The organism is Methylobacillus sp., from assembly GCF_036844465.1.
GTDB lineage: Bacteria > Pseudomonadota > Gammaproteobacteria > Burkholderiales > Methylophilaceae > Methylobacillus.
This window is the reverse complement of the sequence record NZ_DAIUFW010000001.1, coordinates 317568-332816: the sequence shown is the minus strand read 5'-3', so window position 1 is coordinate 332816 and position 15249 is coordinate 317568. Positions and strand designations below refer to the sequence as shown.

The window sequence follows — 15249 nt, the reverse complement described above, 5'->3', positions numbered from 1 at the left end:
GGACGCCAACAACGCCTTTTTTAATCAAATAGCCCAAGCTGGTCTGGCTTGCCGGGCGGGCGGAACAGGGATGTATCCATCTCCAGGCTGCGATAATTCAGCCCCAGTTTCTTCGTCATCAGCTTGAAGCGCTGCCGGATCATATCGGCAAACAGTCCGCTTCCGCGCATGCGATCGTGAAACTCCGCCGTGTTGGCCTTACCCTCGCGGCTCTGTCGAACGATGCTCATCACATGGCTGGCCTTGAGAGGGTAATGATGCTGGAGCCATTCCTCGAACAGCGGCGCCACTTCCAGCGGCAGGCGCAACAGCACATAGCTGGCGCTAGCGGCACCGGCCTCATGCGCCGCTGTGAGCATGGATTCAAGCTCAGGATCGGTCAGCACAGGAATGATGGGCGCAGCCATGACGCCCACGGGAATGCCTGCGGCATACAGTCTCCGGATGGTTTCCAGCCGCCGTTGCGGAGCGGTAGCGCGCGGTTCCAGAGTGCGGCTGATCTGGTTGTTCAATGTGGTAAGCGAGATGAATACCTGCACAAGCTTTTCGCTGGCTAGGCGGGAAAGCACATCAATATCGCGCTCCACCATGGCGGATTTGGTCACAATGCTGACTGGGTGTTTGTGCTCGGCCAGCACCTGCAATATCTGACGCGTGATTTGATAACGCTTTTCCAGTGGCTGGTAAGGGTCGGTATTGCTGCCCATGGCGATGGTGGCGCAGCGATAGTTCTTTTTACCCAGTTCCTCATGCAGTAGCCTGGCCGCATCCGGCTTGACCAGGATGCGGCTCTCGAAATCCAACCCGGCGGAAAACCCCAGATAAGTATGGGTAGGGCGGGCGAAACAATAAATGCAGCCATGCTCGCAGCCGCGGTAAGGGTTGATCGAACGGTCAAACGGTATATCGGGGGAAGTGTTCCAGCTGATGATGGATCGGGAGCTGTCGATCAGCACTTCCGTCGTCAGCGGTGGGATATCCTGTTCCAGGTTATCCCAGCCATCATCTATATCGGTATGTTGATGCTGCTCAAAACGGCCACTATGGTTGCTGACCGCGCCACGGCCTTTGAACACCAATGGCTGCGACGCGATATCGCCATGCAATGGATTACCAGGGGATTTCTTGTCCGTCATATGCATAAAATTTACCTGCATCGGCGAGTGTGGCACGGTCTATCACCTGACGCAGGCCGCTGATACTCTGCTCGGTGGTAATCAGGGCATTAGGGCCACCCATGTCCGTTAATACCCAGCCAGGATGCAGCAACAGCGCAGTGATGCCATCCTTCGCTAATTCAATCGACAGACTCTTGGTAACCATATTCAGCGCCGTCTTGCTGGAGCGGTAGAGATAGCTACCCCCACTGGTGTTGTCCGCAATGCTACCCATCTTGCTGGTCATGTTGACCAGTTTCTTGAGCTTGCCTTGCTTCAGGTGCGGCGTGAACTCCTGCGCCACCTTGAAAGGGGCAATGCTGTTAATGCGGAACGCCTCCAACCAGGCAGCATAATCCGCATCGCTGAAAACTCCGCTGCCGCTGTCGGGGTAAATCCCGGCATTGTTGATCAGCACGTCGATCGCTTGACCTTCCAGAGAGGCAGCCAGCTCATCTACCTGGCTGAAATTACCCACATCCAGCCTGTGCACGCTCGACCGGTCTTTGTAATGACTAGCTAGTTTTAATAAATCTTCAGCCGATTCAGGGTTGCGACAGCAAGCCAGCACATGCCAGCCGTCTTTAGCATATTGCCGGGTGAATTCAAGGCCCAAGCCGCGATTGGCGCCGGTAATGAGGACAGTTGCCATGCTTCATACTCCATAGTGACTAGTACTAACAGGATACCATTCGGTGGTGAATTTTTCAGGGTTGTGGCGATGACAAAGTTTTTGTAAACTGCGTTCATCATTTGAACGCAGTGTGATCAAATTACTTTCATGCTCACTGACGAATACCAGTACAAGATACTCAAACTAGTGCAGGAAAACCCCGAAATCAGCCAGCGCGAGCTGGCAAAAGCTTTGGGTGTCAGCCTTGGAAAGACAAATTTTTGCCTCAAAGCCTTGGCTGAAGTTGGATTGCTCAAGGTTTCCAATTTCCGCAACAGTAAAAACAAGCTGGCCTATATGTATATGCTGACGCCAAAAGGAATAGAAGAGAAGGCTGGTATCACCATGCGCTTCCTGAAATATAAAATGCAAGAATATGAAAACCTGCAGGCGGAAATCGAAGAGCTGCGCCGGGCAGCAGGTGAATCGGTGGATGAGGGAGTCAAATGAGCGAGCGCTATGCCGTGATGCTTTGCGGAGGTTCGGGTACGCGGTTATGGCCGTTGTCACGCACATTGCGGCCCAAGCAGCTTCTTGCCTTGAACGGCAAGGAAACCTTGCTTCAGCAAACTGCGCTGCGTCTTTCCCGTCATGTACAGTCCAGTAACCTGATTACCGTCACTCACGAGGATCACAAGTTCGAGGTCAAGGGCCAGCTTGCCGACATCCTGCCGGAGGCAATCAACGGCGTCATGGCAGAACCGTGCGCCCGCAATACACTGCCTGCCATTGCATGGGCTGTCAGCCGCATCCATCTTCAATCCCCGGACGCGATCGTCGGCGTCTTTCCTTCTGATCATTCGATTGATAATGAAGAAGCTTTCCATCAGGCTTGGGCTGCTGCGGAAGAGGGAGCGGCCCAGGGATACCTCACCCTGCTTGGCATATCGCCGACCGAGCCGGCAACCGGTTACGGATATATCCAGCCTGCCGATACGGCTGTCGGAGGCAATTCCGGGCATGCCATATACGAAGTCGCCCGTTTCGTGGAGAAGCCCGACCGGGCCAATGCTGAAGCGTTCCTGGCGCAAGGCTATTTGTGGAATATCGGCATGTTCGTTTTCCGTGCCGATATCTTTATGCAATTGCTGGCCGAACATCAGCCTGAAATCAGTGCATTGATAAGCAAGCTCGATAGCGGAAACCTGGTCGAAGAATATGCAAAACTGCCCAATGTTTCCATTGACTACGGATTGGCTGAAAAAGTGAGCCGCGCCGCTGTCGTACCAGTCGATATAGCCTGGAGCGACCTAGGCAATTGGGATTCGATCTATCGGCGCAATGGCAAGAATGCCGATGACAATGTCTGCGAGGGCGACGTTATCGCTTTGGATACCAACAACAGCCTGTTATGGAACACGCACGGCTTATTGGCAACATTGGGTGTCAGCAACCTCGCCATCATCCAGACCGCCGATGCCACCTTGATCTGTGATCGCAGCCGGACCGAGGACATCAAGCAGTTGGTGGCGTTGGTGCAGAAGCAAAAACCTGAACTTGCCGAACTTCACCGGACGGTCCAGCGTCCTTGGGGTGCCTATACCGTGTTGGAGGAAGGCATCAATTTCAAGATCAAGCGCATCTCAGTCAACCCCGGCGCCAGCCTTTCGATGCAGATGCATCATCATCGGTCTGAACACTGGGTGGTAGTGTCCGGAGTTGCCCGCATTACCAATGGCGATCGGGAAATCACATTAACAGAAAACGAATCCACATATATTCCTAAAACCCATCGTCACCGATTATCGAATCCGGGAGATGTGCCGTTGCATATCATTGAGGTGCAATGTGGCGAATATGTTGGAGAAGATGATATTGTCAGATTTGAGGATAAATATGGCCGAAATTAATCCGATTTCAGGTTCTGGGATTAATGATGTATTGCAAAGTATTAGGCGCGGTCGCGTTTCACTTTACCTCGCATGGAGCGACACAAAAGCTCGTTACCGTCGAAGTGTTTTAGGCCCGCTTTGGCTTACATTAGGTACTGCAGTTGGTGTTGTTGGTCTAGGGTGGCTTTGGAGTGAGCTATTGAAGGTCGATCGATCGACGTTTATTCCTTCATTAACTGCTGGATTAATTATTTGGCAGGTATTGGCTGGGTGTATTACAGAAAGTTCCACTATATTTGTCAAACAGGGAAGTGTGATACGCAATCTCCAATTGCCATATTTTATCCACCCACTCCAATTGGTGCTGCGGCATTTAGTAAATTTTACTCATAATCTAGTCGTGTATGTCGCTATTGTCATAGTACTTTCGGTTCCAGTTACTTGGAGTACATTGCTTGTTATTCCAGGTATTGTTCTATTATTTCTGAACATGGCATGGATTGCTTTACTTGTGGGAATGCTGGGTGCAAGATTCCGCGATATTGAATATCTGTTGGCAAGCTTAATCCCATTGCTATTTTTTGTTAGCCCTGTTCTTTATCGGCCAAGCTATTTGCCATTCAATTCAGATTTGATTTGGCTAAATCCATTGTCGCATTTGATTGAAGTTGTGCGTGATCCCTTGCTAGGAGTATCGCCCCCTTGGTTCGTGTATGCCACGGTTTTAGGGATGTTAATTTCAGGGTGGTGCATCACATTAGTCTTTTTTAACACTTGCCGCAATAAAATTGCATATTGGGTCTAAATTAATGGCAAAACTAGCATTTAAAAATGTAACAATCCAATATCCTATATACAATAGTCGAGGAATGTCACTTCGCAATCAGGTCTTGAGGTTGGGAACAGGTGGAAAAATTGAAGCTGAGGCTGGTCAAGTTAATCTTGTAACAGCACTTAGAGACGTTAGCTTCGAACTTGGTGATGGTGATTCGATTGGTCTTATTGGGCATAATGGCTCTGGAAAAACCACGTTGCTTCGAGCTATGGCAGGGATTTACGCTCCTGTATCAGGACAAGTAATGCGAGAGGGCAGCCTTGCGACAGTCTTCGAGATTGGGGCAGGCATGGATCTCGAACTTAGCGGATATGAAAATATTATTAGAATGGGGCTAATGATGGGGATGACACCATCACAAGCAAGAGATCGTATTCATGACATCGAAGAGTTTACAGAGCTAGGGGATTTTCTGCAGTTGCCGGTACGCACTTACTCATCTGGGATGACGATGAGGCTCATGTTTGCTATGGCTACATCAGTTAAACCAGAGATACTTCTAATCGATGAAATGTTTGGGACAGGCGATGCCGCATTTCAGGAAAAAGCTCATTCTCGTATGAGATCATTGATTAACTCATCAAAAATTTTTGTTTTTGCATCCCACTCCCATAAACTTTTGCGTGAATATTGTAAAAGAATTTTTTCTCTCGACCATGGTATGTTACGAGAAGTTGACTTTGATGTACTGGGGAAAAGATGAAAATACTAGTTGATGGGTTAAATTTCGAGCTTCAACGTGGAACCGGGATAAAAACCTATACAAGATCAGTGCTTGCAGCTTTACATGCGCATGGACACTCAATCGATATTTTGTCTCAGCAAGATATGCCTAAAATAAGACATGTCTCACCACTTGATGCGTATTTGGCTTCCACACTGCCATCTACATCGGTGGCAAATAACAAAAGAAAAATCTATGATCGGTGGATGCAGCATCTGTCCTTACTTGGAAGAAGTTTTAAGGGAGATATAAATCTTCATGAAAGCCATGGAGGGAAACTGCTTTCTCAATATCAGAGTAAAGAGTGGGCTTATGTCGATAAAATTCGCGTTGATCCTGGACTGTTTCTTAGGTCGTTCACACGCGCTGGCTTGGGTTTGGGAGTAAGCAATATTTCGGGTTGTCATGACCATGAGATTCTATTCCTCAGCTCACCGATTCCGATCAGAGTGCGTGGTCGAATGAATGTCTTAACAGTCCATGACGTCATTCCTTTATCGCATCCTTGGTTAATGGATAGGTGGTCAACCATAGCACAAGCTGTTGGTAAAACATTGGAGTACACGCTTAAGAGTGCAGACAAAATAATCTGCGTTTCTAATACAACTAAACTAGAGTTACTAAACCGCTTCAGTGTGGATGAGCGAAAGTTGCATGTAGTTTATCAGCCGTGTCGCTACTCTCTATCAGATGAATTAGATGAGAGTGACCAGCCCTCACTCGAAGGGCTTGGGTTGGAAAAAGACTCTTACATACTTTTTGTTGGAGCAATCGAGCCAAAAAAGAATCTTTTTAATTTGCTTAAAGCGGTCCAGCATAATAAGAATTTGCCTAAGCTTGTTGTTGTAGGGCAGTTTGCATGGTCAAGTACTCGTGAACGTGGTTTGATTGCGGACTTGAAGGGAAGAGTTCAACATTTGGGATATTTGCCAGACCGTGAACTCGAAGTGGTTCTAAAAAATGCATCTGCTTTTGTTTTTCCATCAATTACGGAGGGCTTTGGACTTCCCGCCTTAGAAGCGATGTGGAAGGGTGTCCCTTGTGTGCTGTCGGATATTCCGGTATTTAGAGAGCTTTTCGCTGAGCACGCTGAGTTTGTTGATCCGCATGACCCGGGGTCAATTGCTGAAGGAATTCAGCATGTAATACGTCGGAACAAAAAGGACACCCAAGTAGCCATGAATTATGTTCGAAAAAAATTCTCTTTAACACAGTTCGAGAAAGGGCTGAATTATGTTGTCAAGTCTTAAGCAGAGGATTCAATCATTTATTGGCCATGCCGTAGCACAGTCGATATCCAATTCTGAGCGCCCCTGCGCTTACATGGGAGATTCGAAAGCACTTACAAGAACTATTTATGGTCATAAAATGTATGTAAAGACTGACGATTTAAGTTTGGCCCCTCACATCTTGCTTGATGGGTTTTGGGAAAATTGGATCACCAAGGTGTTTATCAGGGAGGTTCAGCCGGGCATGGCTGTTTGTGATATTGGGGCAAACATTGGTTATTATTCACTCTTGGCTGCTGCTGCTGTTGGGGATGATGGACATCTACATTGTTTTGAGGCAAATCCAGATGTGTATGAAATTCTCTTTCAAAATGTTGAGATTAATGGATTTCTACCGCGGACAAAAATTGTAAATAAAGCCGTATTTTCAAGAACTACAAAGCTTGAATTTAATGTTTGCCAAAAGCATCAAGGTTCTTCATCACTATTTATAGATGAAAAATTGGTGGAGGTTTATCAAGATAACATAACGAAAATACATGTTGATGCAACTTCTCTTGATGATTATTTTCCACAAGGTTCGAAGGTTGATTTTATAAAAGTCGATGCAGAGGGCTCCGAGCCAGATATTTTTAAAGGTGCTTCTAGACTGCTTAGTGAAAATCATAATATTAAAATCATGATGGAATGGGCTCCAGCATTTTTAAATCGCTCTGACATGACGGCACGTGACTTTTGGGATATTCTTTCAAGCTACGGTTTCAAGGCTTTTCGCATTGCTCATGATTCAACTCTTATACTTGAGGGATATGAAAAGCTTTCTCAGGTAGAGCATTGTGATGTTCTCCTCAAAAGATCCTCTTAAGAGAGGGTGGTCAACATTAAAGTTCTTCACGTTTACCGCACTTATTACCCTGACCCACAGGGTGGTTTGCAAGAGGCAATACGACAAATTGCCCTATCAAGCGCATCTTTCGGTATTGAATCACGTATTTTTGCGCTTTCGCCAGACCCGCATCCATCAGAGATTGATAGACCAGAGGCGCATGTAATTCGGTGCCGGGCATGGGCTGCTCCGGCATCATGTAGTTTGGGAGGAGTCACTTCATTTCAACGATTTGCTAAATTGGCCAAGTGGGCAGACGTGATTCATTACCACTTTCCGTGGCCTTTTGCAGACTTGTTACACTTGGTGGTACAGCCAACGACTCCAGCGGTTATGACTTACCACTCGGATATTGTGCGGCAGCGCTGGCTTGGTCGTGCCTATGCTCCCTTGATGCGAAGGATGCTACGGAGCATGAGTGCTATTGTGGCAACTTCTCCTGCTTATGCCAAAACAAGCCCAGTTCTTGCAAATGTAGAAAATCGCGATCGTGTGCGAATAATTCCTTTAGGAATTGAAGAACTTTCATATTCTTATTTGGATGAGGATATTATTTTTCAGCGACTTGGGCTGGAGTCTGGGGAGCCATACTTCCTGTTTATCGGGGTGCTACGTTACTATAAGGGGTTACATACCTTAGTGCGAGCTGCGGCATCTATAAGAGCTCGAGTCGTTATTGCAGGCTCGGGTCCAGAGTTTAATGCTTTGGATGTTTTGGTTCAGCAACTGGGCCTCAAGAACGTGATTTTTGCCGGTCAAATTTCAGATTCAGAAAAGATCGCCCTATTGAGGTGTTGTAGAGCCTTTGTCTTGCCTTCACACTTGCGCTCAGAGGCTTACGGCATGGTTCTGGTCGAGGCATCCATGTTTGGAAAACCCATGATCAGTTGTGAAATTGGAACCGGTACTTCTTTTGTAAACAAGGATGGAGAAACAGGGCTTGTAGTGCCGCCTGAATCTCCTCAAGCATTGGCTCAGGCGATGAACATGTTGTTAATTGATGAGGCTGCAACCCAGCAATTTGGCCGAGCAGCCCGGCAACGTTATGAAACATTGTTCTCAGGTAAGGTGCTTGGTAAGGCTTATGCCCATTTATACAATGATGTTTATGTTCGGATGTAATAGTTTAAATTCATGAGTGCCATGCCAAAGATGGCTTTGGCCATCAGATTAGACTATTTCTTGCAAGCCACTTAGACCTGTAATTAACTACTCTGCTCGTTTAGTGAGTATTGCAGCGATATTATTTGATTTTTTGGACGCTGGTGTATGATTTTTAGCGTTAATATTTTTAATGTTGCGGGGGTTTTTAGTGCACCAAGCAGAGAACATCTTGCTTACAGGTGGTACTGGTTTTGTTGGCAAGGCATTATGTGCTTATTTGCGGCAGCATGGTTATCATGTAATAACAGTTGGGCGTGCTGACAATGTACAAGCCAGAGCTCTGGACTATCAAGTGATTTCAATTGATCGCCAAACAGAGTGGACCCGTATTCTTGATGATGTTGATGTCGTCATTCATCTTGCAGCCCGGGGTCATGTTATGAAGGAGCAGCTTGCCAATCCCTTGGATGCCTATCGTGAAACGAATGTTGACGGTACGCTAAATCTGGCTCGCCAAGCCGCCAAGTCAGGGGTGAGGCGTTTTATCTTTGTCAGCTCCATCAAGGTTAATGGTGAGCAAACCTTGCTTGGAAAGCCTTTTGCTGCGGATGATATACCTGCTCCCGAAGATGCATATGGCATTTCTAAGTTAGAGGCGGAGCAGGGGTTGTTAATTCTGTCTAAGGAAACCGAGATGGAGGTGGTTATCATCCGTCCGCCATTAGTGTACGGGCCAGAGGTTAAGGAGAACTTTGCTAGTATGATGAAGTTTGTTGCAAGCGGTGTGCCTTTACCTTTCGGAGCCATCTATAACCAGCGCTCTTTGGTGGCGATTGATAATCTGGTAAGTCTGATCATCACATGTATTGATCATCCGGCAGCCGTTAATCAGGTTTTTCTTGTTAGCGACGGTGAGGATGTATCCACTTCCGATTTGCTGCGGCGTTTAGCCAAGGCTGCTGGCGTTTCTTCTCGATTGATTCCAATTCCAGCCGGTTTGTTAAACATGGGTTTGACCATGCTGGGTAAAAAGATGATTGCCCAGCGGCTTTTGGGTTCTTTGCAAGTCGATATTTCCAAGACTCAGGAAATGTTGGGATGGGCGCCGCCTGTGAGCGTGGATGAAGGTCTGCTGCGTTGTTTTGATGCAGAAGGCTGATCGTGATTCGATTTTTTGATGTTGTATTCTCACTCTTAGGCTTGATTGTCGGCTTGCCATTACTTCTAATTATCTATGTCTTAGGGGTGTGGGATACAGGGGCACCTTTATTTTGCCAGGTGCGTGTCGGACGCTATCAGCAACCTTTCACCTTGGTGAAGTTTCGCACCATGCAGGTGAATACGGCTTCAGTTGCCAGTCATTTGGCTTCGGCTTCATCGATTACAAAATTGGGAAGTTTTTTGCGCAAGACCAAGTTGGATGAGTTGCCGCAGTTATGGAATGTACTGAAAGGGGAAATGAGCCTTGTCGGACCGCGGCCTAATTTGTTCAATCAAGAGGAGCTGATCGCCGAGCGGGCAAAGCTAGGTGTCTATGATGCGCGCCCTGGCATTACGGGAATTGCGCAGGTGAACGGTATCGATATGTCCGTTCCTCAGCTTTTGGCTGAAACGGATGCACGCATGTTGCGCGATATGCGGGTATCGCTTTATTTTAAATTGTTGTTCCAGACGCTGCTGGGTAAAGGGCGTGGCGATCGTGTTGTGCGTTGATTTAGCAAGGACATGTGTTAATTGTTGTGAATGATGGGTTATTAGGAAACGGTTTTGAGTAAAATGCATTTATTTCATTTTGGGTTTGATGCGTGCTGAACATCCATTCAACATTCAAGTGGTCCAATTATATTAGTTTGAGGAACCCACGGTCTTTAAGCGCCTGGCTTCATGATATTGCTGTTGCGGCGTTGGCATGGTGGGTGGCTTTTCTTTTCCGCTTTAATTTCGATATTCCGAACAACTTCACTCAAAGCATGCTGGAAAGTGCCGCTTGGGTTATTCCTTTGCAGGCAATGGTATTCTTGTTTGCCGGTCTTTATCGCGGAGTCTGGCGATTTGCCAGTTTGCCGGATTTGCAGCGGCTGATTCGCGCGATTGCGATCAGTGCTGTTCTAGTTGTGGCGGTTTTATTCATGTTTAAGCCTAATGGAATAGTGCCTCGATCCGTGCTGATTATGGACCCTATGCTGTTATTGCTGATCATGGGAGGGAGCCGTTTTGCCTACCGTGCATGGAAAGAGCATCGTTTGTATGGGGCGATACAATTTTCAGGCAAGCCAGTGCTGGTATTAGGAGCAGGTGAGGCGGCGATTGCTTTGTTGAAGGACCTATCCAAAAGTTATGAGTGGCATGTCGTCGGTTTGCTGGACGATAACAAGGCGATGCATGGGCGGGAGTTGCTGGGAGTCAATATCCTGGGTTCGGTTGAGCAGTTGCCGGATATTGCGAAGAGGTTGTCGGTTGAACATGTGATTGTGGCCATGCCATCTGCAAGACATCAACGCCGTCGACAAGTAGTAGAGCTAGCCAGTCAATGTGGATTACATGTATTGACCGTGCCTTCTTTCGATGACTTGATGAGTGGCCGTTTGAGCATGTCCCAGCTCAGGCCGGTTGATGTGGAGGATTTGCTGGGGCGTGATCCGGTTACCTTGGATGGTGAGGGTTTGCAGCACCTGATTGAGAAACAAGTGGTGTTGATCAGCGGAGCAGGTGGGTCGATCGGCTCGGAGTTGTGCCGCCAGGTCTTGAAATATCGTCCTGAGTGCTTAGTCTGCTTTGATCAATCGGAATACGCGCTTTATCGGCTGGAGCAGGAGTTTTCACGGCTTGAGGTCGATACCCGGATTGAATATGTGGTGGGAGATGTAAGAAATGCCCGCCGGGTGCAGCAAATACTCGGGCGCTACAAGCCTGTTGTGGTGTTTCATGCAGCGGCCTATAAACATGTGCCCATGATGGAAAACCGCAATGTGGCGGAGTCATTGTCAAATAATGTCAAAGGGACTTACACATTGGCACAGGCATGTAAAAGTGCCGGAGTTGTTAAGTTTGTGCTGGTTTCGACCGATAAGGCAGTAAACCCGACCAATGTGATGGGAGCGAGCAAGCGATTGGCCGAGATGGTGTGCCAGGGATTGCAGGAAGAATCTGGTACACGGTTTGTTGTGGTACGTTTTGGCAATGTGCTGGGCAGCAGCGGCAGTGTGATTCCCAAGTTCCGCGAGCAGATTGCACAAGGCGGGCCGATTACAGTAACGCATCCCGAGATTACACGTTATTTCATGTCCATTCCTGAAGCATGCCAGCTGGTGATGCAGGCTGGCATGATGGGACACGGCGGGGAAATCTTTGTGCTTGATATGGGAGACCCGGTCAAAATTGTCGATTTGGCACGTGATATGATACGTTTGTCCGGTCTTAATGAAGATGACATTGAGATTGTGTATTCTGGACTGCGCCCTGGTGAGAAATTGTATGAGGAACTTTTGGCGGATGATGAGCTCACTATGCCAACCCCACACGACAAATTGCGTATTGCGGTGGCGCGCCGGGTGGATGAGGCTTGGGTGCAGGCCTTATTGAAGTGGATAGACACAGCCTCCTTGATTGAGGAGGAAATAGTCATCAAGCAGGAACTGAAGACATGGGTGGAGGAATATGCAGGGAATATTCATGCCAGTCCAACGGTGAATTCTCCCATTAGGTCTTCAATTATTCATTAGAAGAAAGATATTCAGAAATGACAAAGAAAATTACCAAAGCGGTTTTCCCCGTAGCAGGCTTGGGTACACGTTTTTTACCAGCCACCAAGGCTAGCCCCAAAGAGATGTTGCCTATTGTCGACAAGCCTTTGATTCAATATGCCGCAGAAGAAGCCGTAGCGGCAGGCGCGACCGAGCTGATTTTTATCATCGGGCGCAACAAGCGTTCCATTCCCGACCATTTTGACAAGTCTTTCGAGTTGGAAGCCTCACTGGAAGCCAGCAAGAAGATAGACATGCTGCAGCAAGTCCAGAATATTCTGCCGAAAGAAGTATCCTGCATTTATATCCGCCAGGCTGAAGCCTTGGGTCTGGGGCATGCTGTGTTGCTGGCCAAATCAGTGGTGGGTGATGAGCCTTTTTCCGTCATTCTTGCAGATGACCTGATTGATGCAGGGAAACCTGCAATGCAGCAGATGACGGAATTGTTTGAGAAAGAAGGCGCTTCCATTCTCGGTGTCGAGGATGTCGATCCTAGCGAGACAGCCAGTTATGGGATTGTGGATGCGACTGAAGTAGCTGGCCCAGACGTGCTGCAATTGAATGGCATTGTTGAGAAGCCGCAACCAGAAGAGGCGCCTTCCAACTTGGCAGTTGTTGGCCGTTATATTCTCACCCCTGAAATCTTTGCCTGTCTGGAAAATGTCAAACCTGGCAAAGGCGGTGAGATTCAGTTAACGGATGGTATTGCTGCATTGATGGAGAGGCAAAGGATATTGGCCTACCGTTTTGACGGCAAACGCTACGATTGCGGAAGCAAGCTGGGATACGTCAAGGCGAATGTGGAATATGCCCTGAAACATGAAGAGTTAGGTCCTGAATTCGCCCAGTATCTGCGTGACTTGACCAAGTAATACTGTGTCAGCATTGCAGCGCAATCCGGCAGATATTCTGCAGCAAGCCGTACTGATTCACGATGAGGCCAGCGTCAATCAGGCCATAAACTGGATTGCACAGGAAATCACGGCGCTCTTGAAGGACGAAAATCCGCTTGTGCTGTGCGTGATGGGCGGTAGCGTAGTTTTTACAGGCCAGCTATTGCCCAAGCTGGCTTTTCCCTTGGAATTTGGCTATGTCCAGGCCAGCCGGTATCACAACCGTACGCATGGCGATATGCAACTGGCCTGGAAGGTCAAGCCGGGAGAGGAGGTTCGTGGACGGACTGTTCTGGTGCTTGATGATATCCTGGATGAAGGCGTGACCTTGGCTGAAATCAAGGCGCAATGCCTGGCGTTGGGAGCCAAACGTGTAGTTATTGCTGTGCTGGTGGAAAAGGCTTTGCAGCAGCAAAAACCAGTCAGCGCGGATTTTATTGGCCTCGAAGTTCCCAATCAATATGTATTCGGATGCGGCATGGATGCTTATGGCTGGTGGCGTAACCTGCCAGCTATTTATGCCATGCGAGGTTGAGTGATCATCCTCGGGCAACTGCTGAGATGCCCAAACCATGCTTTATCCCGTTACACCTAATAAAGTCCGCGTCACCCTGATTAATCTGTTGGAATCCATATGCTGAAATACATACTGGCCATCGGTATATTAGTTTCCTGGTGCAGCGCATATGCAGAGACTCCTTCCGATGAGCTGATCCTGGAGTTCATGCAAGTATCCAATGTCAAAGGGACATTGGATACTATGCGCACCAATGCAGATATCGCTTTGAGAAACAGCTTCATGCAATCTCTGCAATATCAACAGCTTAATGACAGGCAAAAGAAAATAGCGCGCGAAGCTGGTGATAAGGTAGTGAAAATCCAGCAGGACTCCTTGACCTATGATGGTATCGTCAAGCTGGTGTTGCCGCTTTACCGCCGCACGTTTACCCGGGAAGAGTTGCAGGTGGCGATTGATTTCTACCATTCCCCTGCAGGCAAATCCATCAACCGGAAAATGCCGTTGCTGGCGGCAGATTCAATGAAATTAACAGCGGAGCTGAACCAGAAGGTGATTCCGCAATATCAGAAGATTGTCCAGGAAACGGCAGAACGCATCAGGTTGGCTAAGTAGTTTTGCCAATGAGATGAGGAGTAACTCATTCTGTTTTTTCTTTTATCTTGGATGGGGAGCTGCTTTTTGCGGGTGGAGTGGCGGTAATCTGTTCGATTGACTGAGGCTCGGTCTGCATCATCATGATGGATTCCAGAGCCTTTTGTTCGTCCAGCAGGGGCTCATCGGCTTGCAGCAATGAATGCCAGCGGGACTGGACGATGCTTTTCACCTGATGCGCCTCTTCCTCCATATCCAGCAATACTGGCAGGCGCACAATACCGGTGCTGGAGATGGCAAACAGGACGATTGCCAGTGTCAGCATAGCGATTACAAACTGGATGCGGGCATTATCCCGGTGCCTGCGGTTTTCTTCCTGAAAGTCGCTCAGGCTTTTCCATGCCAGGCCGGTGACTTTGTATTGACCCTTGGCCGTGATTTCCAGGTCGCGGGTTTCCACGAGCGAAGCCAGTTGGTATTTCATCTTTTGCAGGTACCAGATGCGGTCTTCCTGCGTGAAGCATAGGTAGCCATACATTTCCTCCAGCAGTTCGTTGAGCGCGAAAGGGGTTTCAGAAACCGCTTTGTGCGCCACGATATACTTGAGCAGATCATAACGCTCACGTGTTTCTGCCGGTCTGCGGTTGAAAAGGGCATTGGCAAGAAAATGTCTGATATTGGCAGCCCAGCGGTAAACAGGCGTCAGGATGACGGGAAGTTCGAGCAACAGGCGCGATAGGGATGTGTAGCGCCGGAAACGATTGTTGCCAGCAACGGAATAACGATACTCCACCACGATATTCTGATAAGGAAAGCGCTCAATCGGGCTGGCAATCACATTGCGGGAAAGGGAACCCTCTGTATTGAGGGATTGCCCATAGACATTGCTGCCATCCACAGCCAGGATTTTCTGCACGCCGTATTGCGAGGTGGTGGCCACAATGTTGAAGGAGCGCTCACGCTTGCCGAGCAGCATGATCATGAATAGCCAGAGATTGAGCTTCATTTCGTCAGGGTTTGCTGTTGCGTTTGTGATTGAGCACGGTGGAGAAGTATCTACTC

At 48.1% G+C, this 15249-nt stretch carries 17 protein-coding genes; 13 read left to right on the top strand and 4 right to left on the bottom strand.

All coding sequences use genetic code 11. From position 1 onward, the window contains the following. Positions 1-20: 20 nt before the first annotated feature. Together V7Z75_RS01620 and V7Z75_RS01615 are read right to left on the bottom strand one after the other, a co-directional pair. The gene (locus V7Z75_RS01620; RefSeq protein WP_334106677.1) at positions 21-1142 is read right to left on the bottom strand and encodes a PA0069 family radical SAM protein; all 1122 of its coding nucleotides are present in this window, start codon (positions 1140-1142) and stop codon (positions 21-23) included. Further along, positions 1111-1809, bottom strand: coding sequence for an SDR family oxidoreductase (locus V7Z75_RS01615; protein ID WP_334106675.1), 699 nt, complete (start codon positions 1807-1809; stop codon positions 1111-1113). Before V7Z75_RS01615 ends, V7Z75_RS01620 begins: the two co-directional genes overlap by 32 nt. Before the next feature lie 129 nt (positions 1810-1938). Between V7Z75_RS01615 and V7Z75_RS01610 the strand changes: the two genes are divergently transcribed. Genes V7Z75_RS01610 through V7Z75_RS01585 form a run of 6 tightly spaced genes read left to right on the top strand, consistent with a single transcriptional unit; the run spans position 1939 to position 7315 of the window. After that, positions 1939-2280, top strand: coding sequence for a MarR family EPS-associated transcriptional regulator (locus V7Z75_RS01610; protein WP_334106673.1), 342 nt, complete (start codon positions 1939-1941; stop codon positions 2278-2280). Continuing rightward, positions 2277-3680, top strand: coding sequence for a mannose-1-phosphate guanylyltransferase/mannose-6-phosphate isomerase (locus V7Z75_RS01605; RefSeq protein ID WP_334106671.1), 1404 nt, complete (start codon positions 2277-2279; stop codon positions 3678-3680). The genes V7Z75_RS01610 and V7Z75_RS01605 overlap by 4 nt, the downstream gene beginning before the upstream one ends. Then, a complete protein-coding gene (locus V7Z75_RS01600) occupies positions 3667-4467 on the top strand; it encodes an ABC transporter permease (RefSeq protein WP_334106670.1) in 801 nt (266 codons plus the stop codon). The genes V7Z75_RS01605 and V7Z75_RS01600 overlap by 14 nt, the downstream gene beginning before the upstream one ends. 4 nt (positions 4468-4471) lie before the next feature. Beyond that, positions 4472-5200 carry an ABC transporter ATP-binding protein gene (locus tag V7Z75_RS01595; RefSeq protein WP_334106669.1) on the top strand — a complete coding sequence of 243 codons (729 nt, stop codon included), beginning with the start codon at positions 4472-4474 and terminating at the stop codon, positions 5198-5200. Beyond that, positions 5197-6471, top strand: a complete 1275-nt coding sequence (locus tag V7Z75_RS01590) for a glycosyltransferase family 4 protein (RefSeq protein ID WP_334106667.1) — start codon at positions 5197-5199, stop codon at positions 6469-6471. Before V7Z75_RS01595 ends, V7Z75_RS01590 begins: the two co-directional genes overlap by 4 nt. Then, positions 6455-7315 (top strand): FkbM family methyltransferase, encoded by an 861-nt coding sequence (locus V7Z75_RS01585; RefSeq protein ID WP_334106666.1) that lies wholly within the window; start codon positions 6455-6457, stop codon positions 7313-7315. Before V7Z75_RS01590 ends, V7Z75_RS01585 begins: the two co-directional genes overlap by 17 nt. A gap of 16 nt (positions 7316-7331) precedes the next feature. Here the strand turns inward: V7Z75_RS01585 and V7Z75_RS01580 are convergent, their stop codons facing one another. Next, the gene (locus V7Z75_RS01580) at positions 7332-7517 is read right to left on the bottom strand and encodes a hypothetical protein (protein WP_334106894.1); all 186 of its coding nucleotides are present in this window, start codon (positions 7515-7517) and stop codon (positions 7332-7334) included. Here V7Z75_RS01580 and V7Z75_RS01575 point away from each other — a divergent pair. The 7 genes from V7Z75_RS01575 (at position 7430) to V7Z75_RS01545 (ending at position 14208) form a co-directional block, all read left to right on the top strand. Beyond that, positions 7430-8458 (top strand): glycosyltransferase, encoded by a 1029-nt coding sequence (locus V7Z75_RS01575; RefSeq protein ID WP_287110481.1) that lies wholly within the window; start codon positions 7430-7432, stop codon positions 8456-8458. The genes V7Z75_RS01580 and V7Z75_RS01575 overlap by 88 nt on opposite strands. 211 nt (positions 8459-8669) lie before the next feature. Then, positions 8670-9599 (top strand): UDP-glucose 4-epimerase family protein, encoded by a 930-nt coding sequence (locus tag V7Z75_RS01570; protein WP_334106665.1) that lies wholly within the window; start codon positions 8670-8672, stop codon positions 9597-9599. Positions 9600-9601: 2 nt separating this feature from the next. Continuing rightward, entirely contained in the window at positions 9602-10153 is a 552-nt protein-coding gene (locus V7Z75_RS01565) for a sugar transferase (RefSeq protein WP_334106664.1), read from the top strand. 92 nt (positions 10154-10245) lie between these two features. Continuing rightward, on the top strand, positions 10246-12162 hold the full coding sequence (locus V7Z75_RS01560) for a polysaccharide biosynthesis protein (protein WP_334106663.1): 1917 nt from the start codon (positions 10246-10248) through the stop codon (positions 12160-12162). A 17-nt stretch (positions 12163-12179) separates the two neighbouring features. Next, the gene (gene galU / locus V7Z75_RS01555; protein ID WP_334106662.1) at positions 12180-13055 is read left to right on the top strand and encodes a UTP--glucose-1-phosphate uridylyltransferase GalU; all 876 of its coding nucleotides are present in this window, start codon (positions 12180-12182) and stop codon (positions 13053-13055) included. A gap of 4 nt (positions 13056-13059) precedes the next feature. Beyond that, positions 13060-13611 (top strand): hypoxanthine-guanine phosphoribosyltransferase, encoded by a 552-nt coding sequence (locus V7Z75_RS01550; protein WP_334106660.1) that lies wholly within the window; start codon positions 13060-13062, stop codon positions 13609-13611. A gap of 99 nt (positions 13612-13710) precedes the next feature. Continuing rightward, a complete protein-coding gene (locus V7Z75_RS01545; protein WP_334106659.1) occupies positions 13711-14208 on the top strand; it encodes a DUF2059 domain-containing protein in 498 nt (165 codons plus the stop codon). A gap of 25 nt (positions 14209-14233) precedes the next feature. Here the strand turns inward: V7Z75_RS01545 and V7Z75_RS01540 are convergent, their stop codons facing one another. Further along, positions 14234-15193: a hypothetical protein gene (locus V7Z75_RS01540; RefSeq protein ID WP_334106657.1), complete on the bottom strand. Its 960-nt coding sequence runs from the start codon at positions 15191-15193 to the stop codon at positions 14234-14236. Positions 15194-15249: the final 56 nt, after the last annotated feature.

Bases quoted from the DNA above. Each gene is read 5' to 3' on its own strand.
- V7Z75_RS01620 (WP_334106677.1), bottom strand. From the start codon at position 1,142: ATGCATATGACGGACAAGAAATCCCCTGGTAATCCATTGCATGGCGAT.
- V7Z75_RS01615 (WP_334106675.1), bottom strand. From the start codon at position 1,809: ATGGCAACTGTCCTCATTACCGGCGCCAATCGCGGCTTGGGCCTTGAA.
- V7Z75_RS01610 (WP_334106673.1), top strand. From the start codon at position 1,939: ATGCTCACTGACGAATACCAGTACAAGATACTCAAACTAGTGCAGGAA.
- V7Z75_RS01605 (WP_334106671.1), top strand. From the start codon at position 2,277: ATGAGCGAGCGCTATGCCGTGATGCTTTGCGGAGGTTCGGGTACGCGG.
- V7Z75_RS01600 (WP_334106670.1), top strand. From the start codon at position 3,667: ATGGCCGAAATTAATCCGATTTCAGGTTCTGGGATTAATGATGTATTG.
- V7Z75_RS01595 (WP_334106669.1), top strand. From the start codon at position 4,472: ATGGCAAAACTAGCATTTAAAAATGTAACAATCCAATATCCTATATAC.
- V7Z75_RS01590 (WP_334106667.1), top strand. From the start codon at position 5,197: ATGAAAATACTAGTTGATGGGTTAAATTTCGAGCTTCAACGTGGAACC.
- V7Z75_RS01585 (WP_334106666.1), top strand. From the start codon at position 6,455: ATGTTGTCAAGTCTTAAGCAGAGGATTCAATCATTTATTGGCCATGCC.
- V7Z75_RS01580 (WP_334106894.1), bottom strand. From the start codon at position 7,517: ATGCCCGGCACCGAATTACATGCGCCTCTGGTCTATCAATCTCTGATG.
- galU (WP_334106662.1), top strand. From the start codon at position 12,180: ATGACAAAGAAAATTACCAAAGCGGTTTTCCCCGTAGCAGGCTTGGGT.
- V7Z75_RS01545 (WP_334106659.1), top strand. From the start codon at position 13,711: ATGCTGAAATACATACTGGCCATCGGTATATTAGTTTCCTGGTGCAGC.
- V7Z75_RS01540 (WP_334106657.1), bottom strand. From the start codon at position 15,193: ATGAAGCTCAATCTCTGGCTATTCATGATCATGCTGCTCGGCAAGCGT.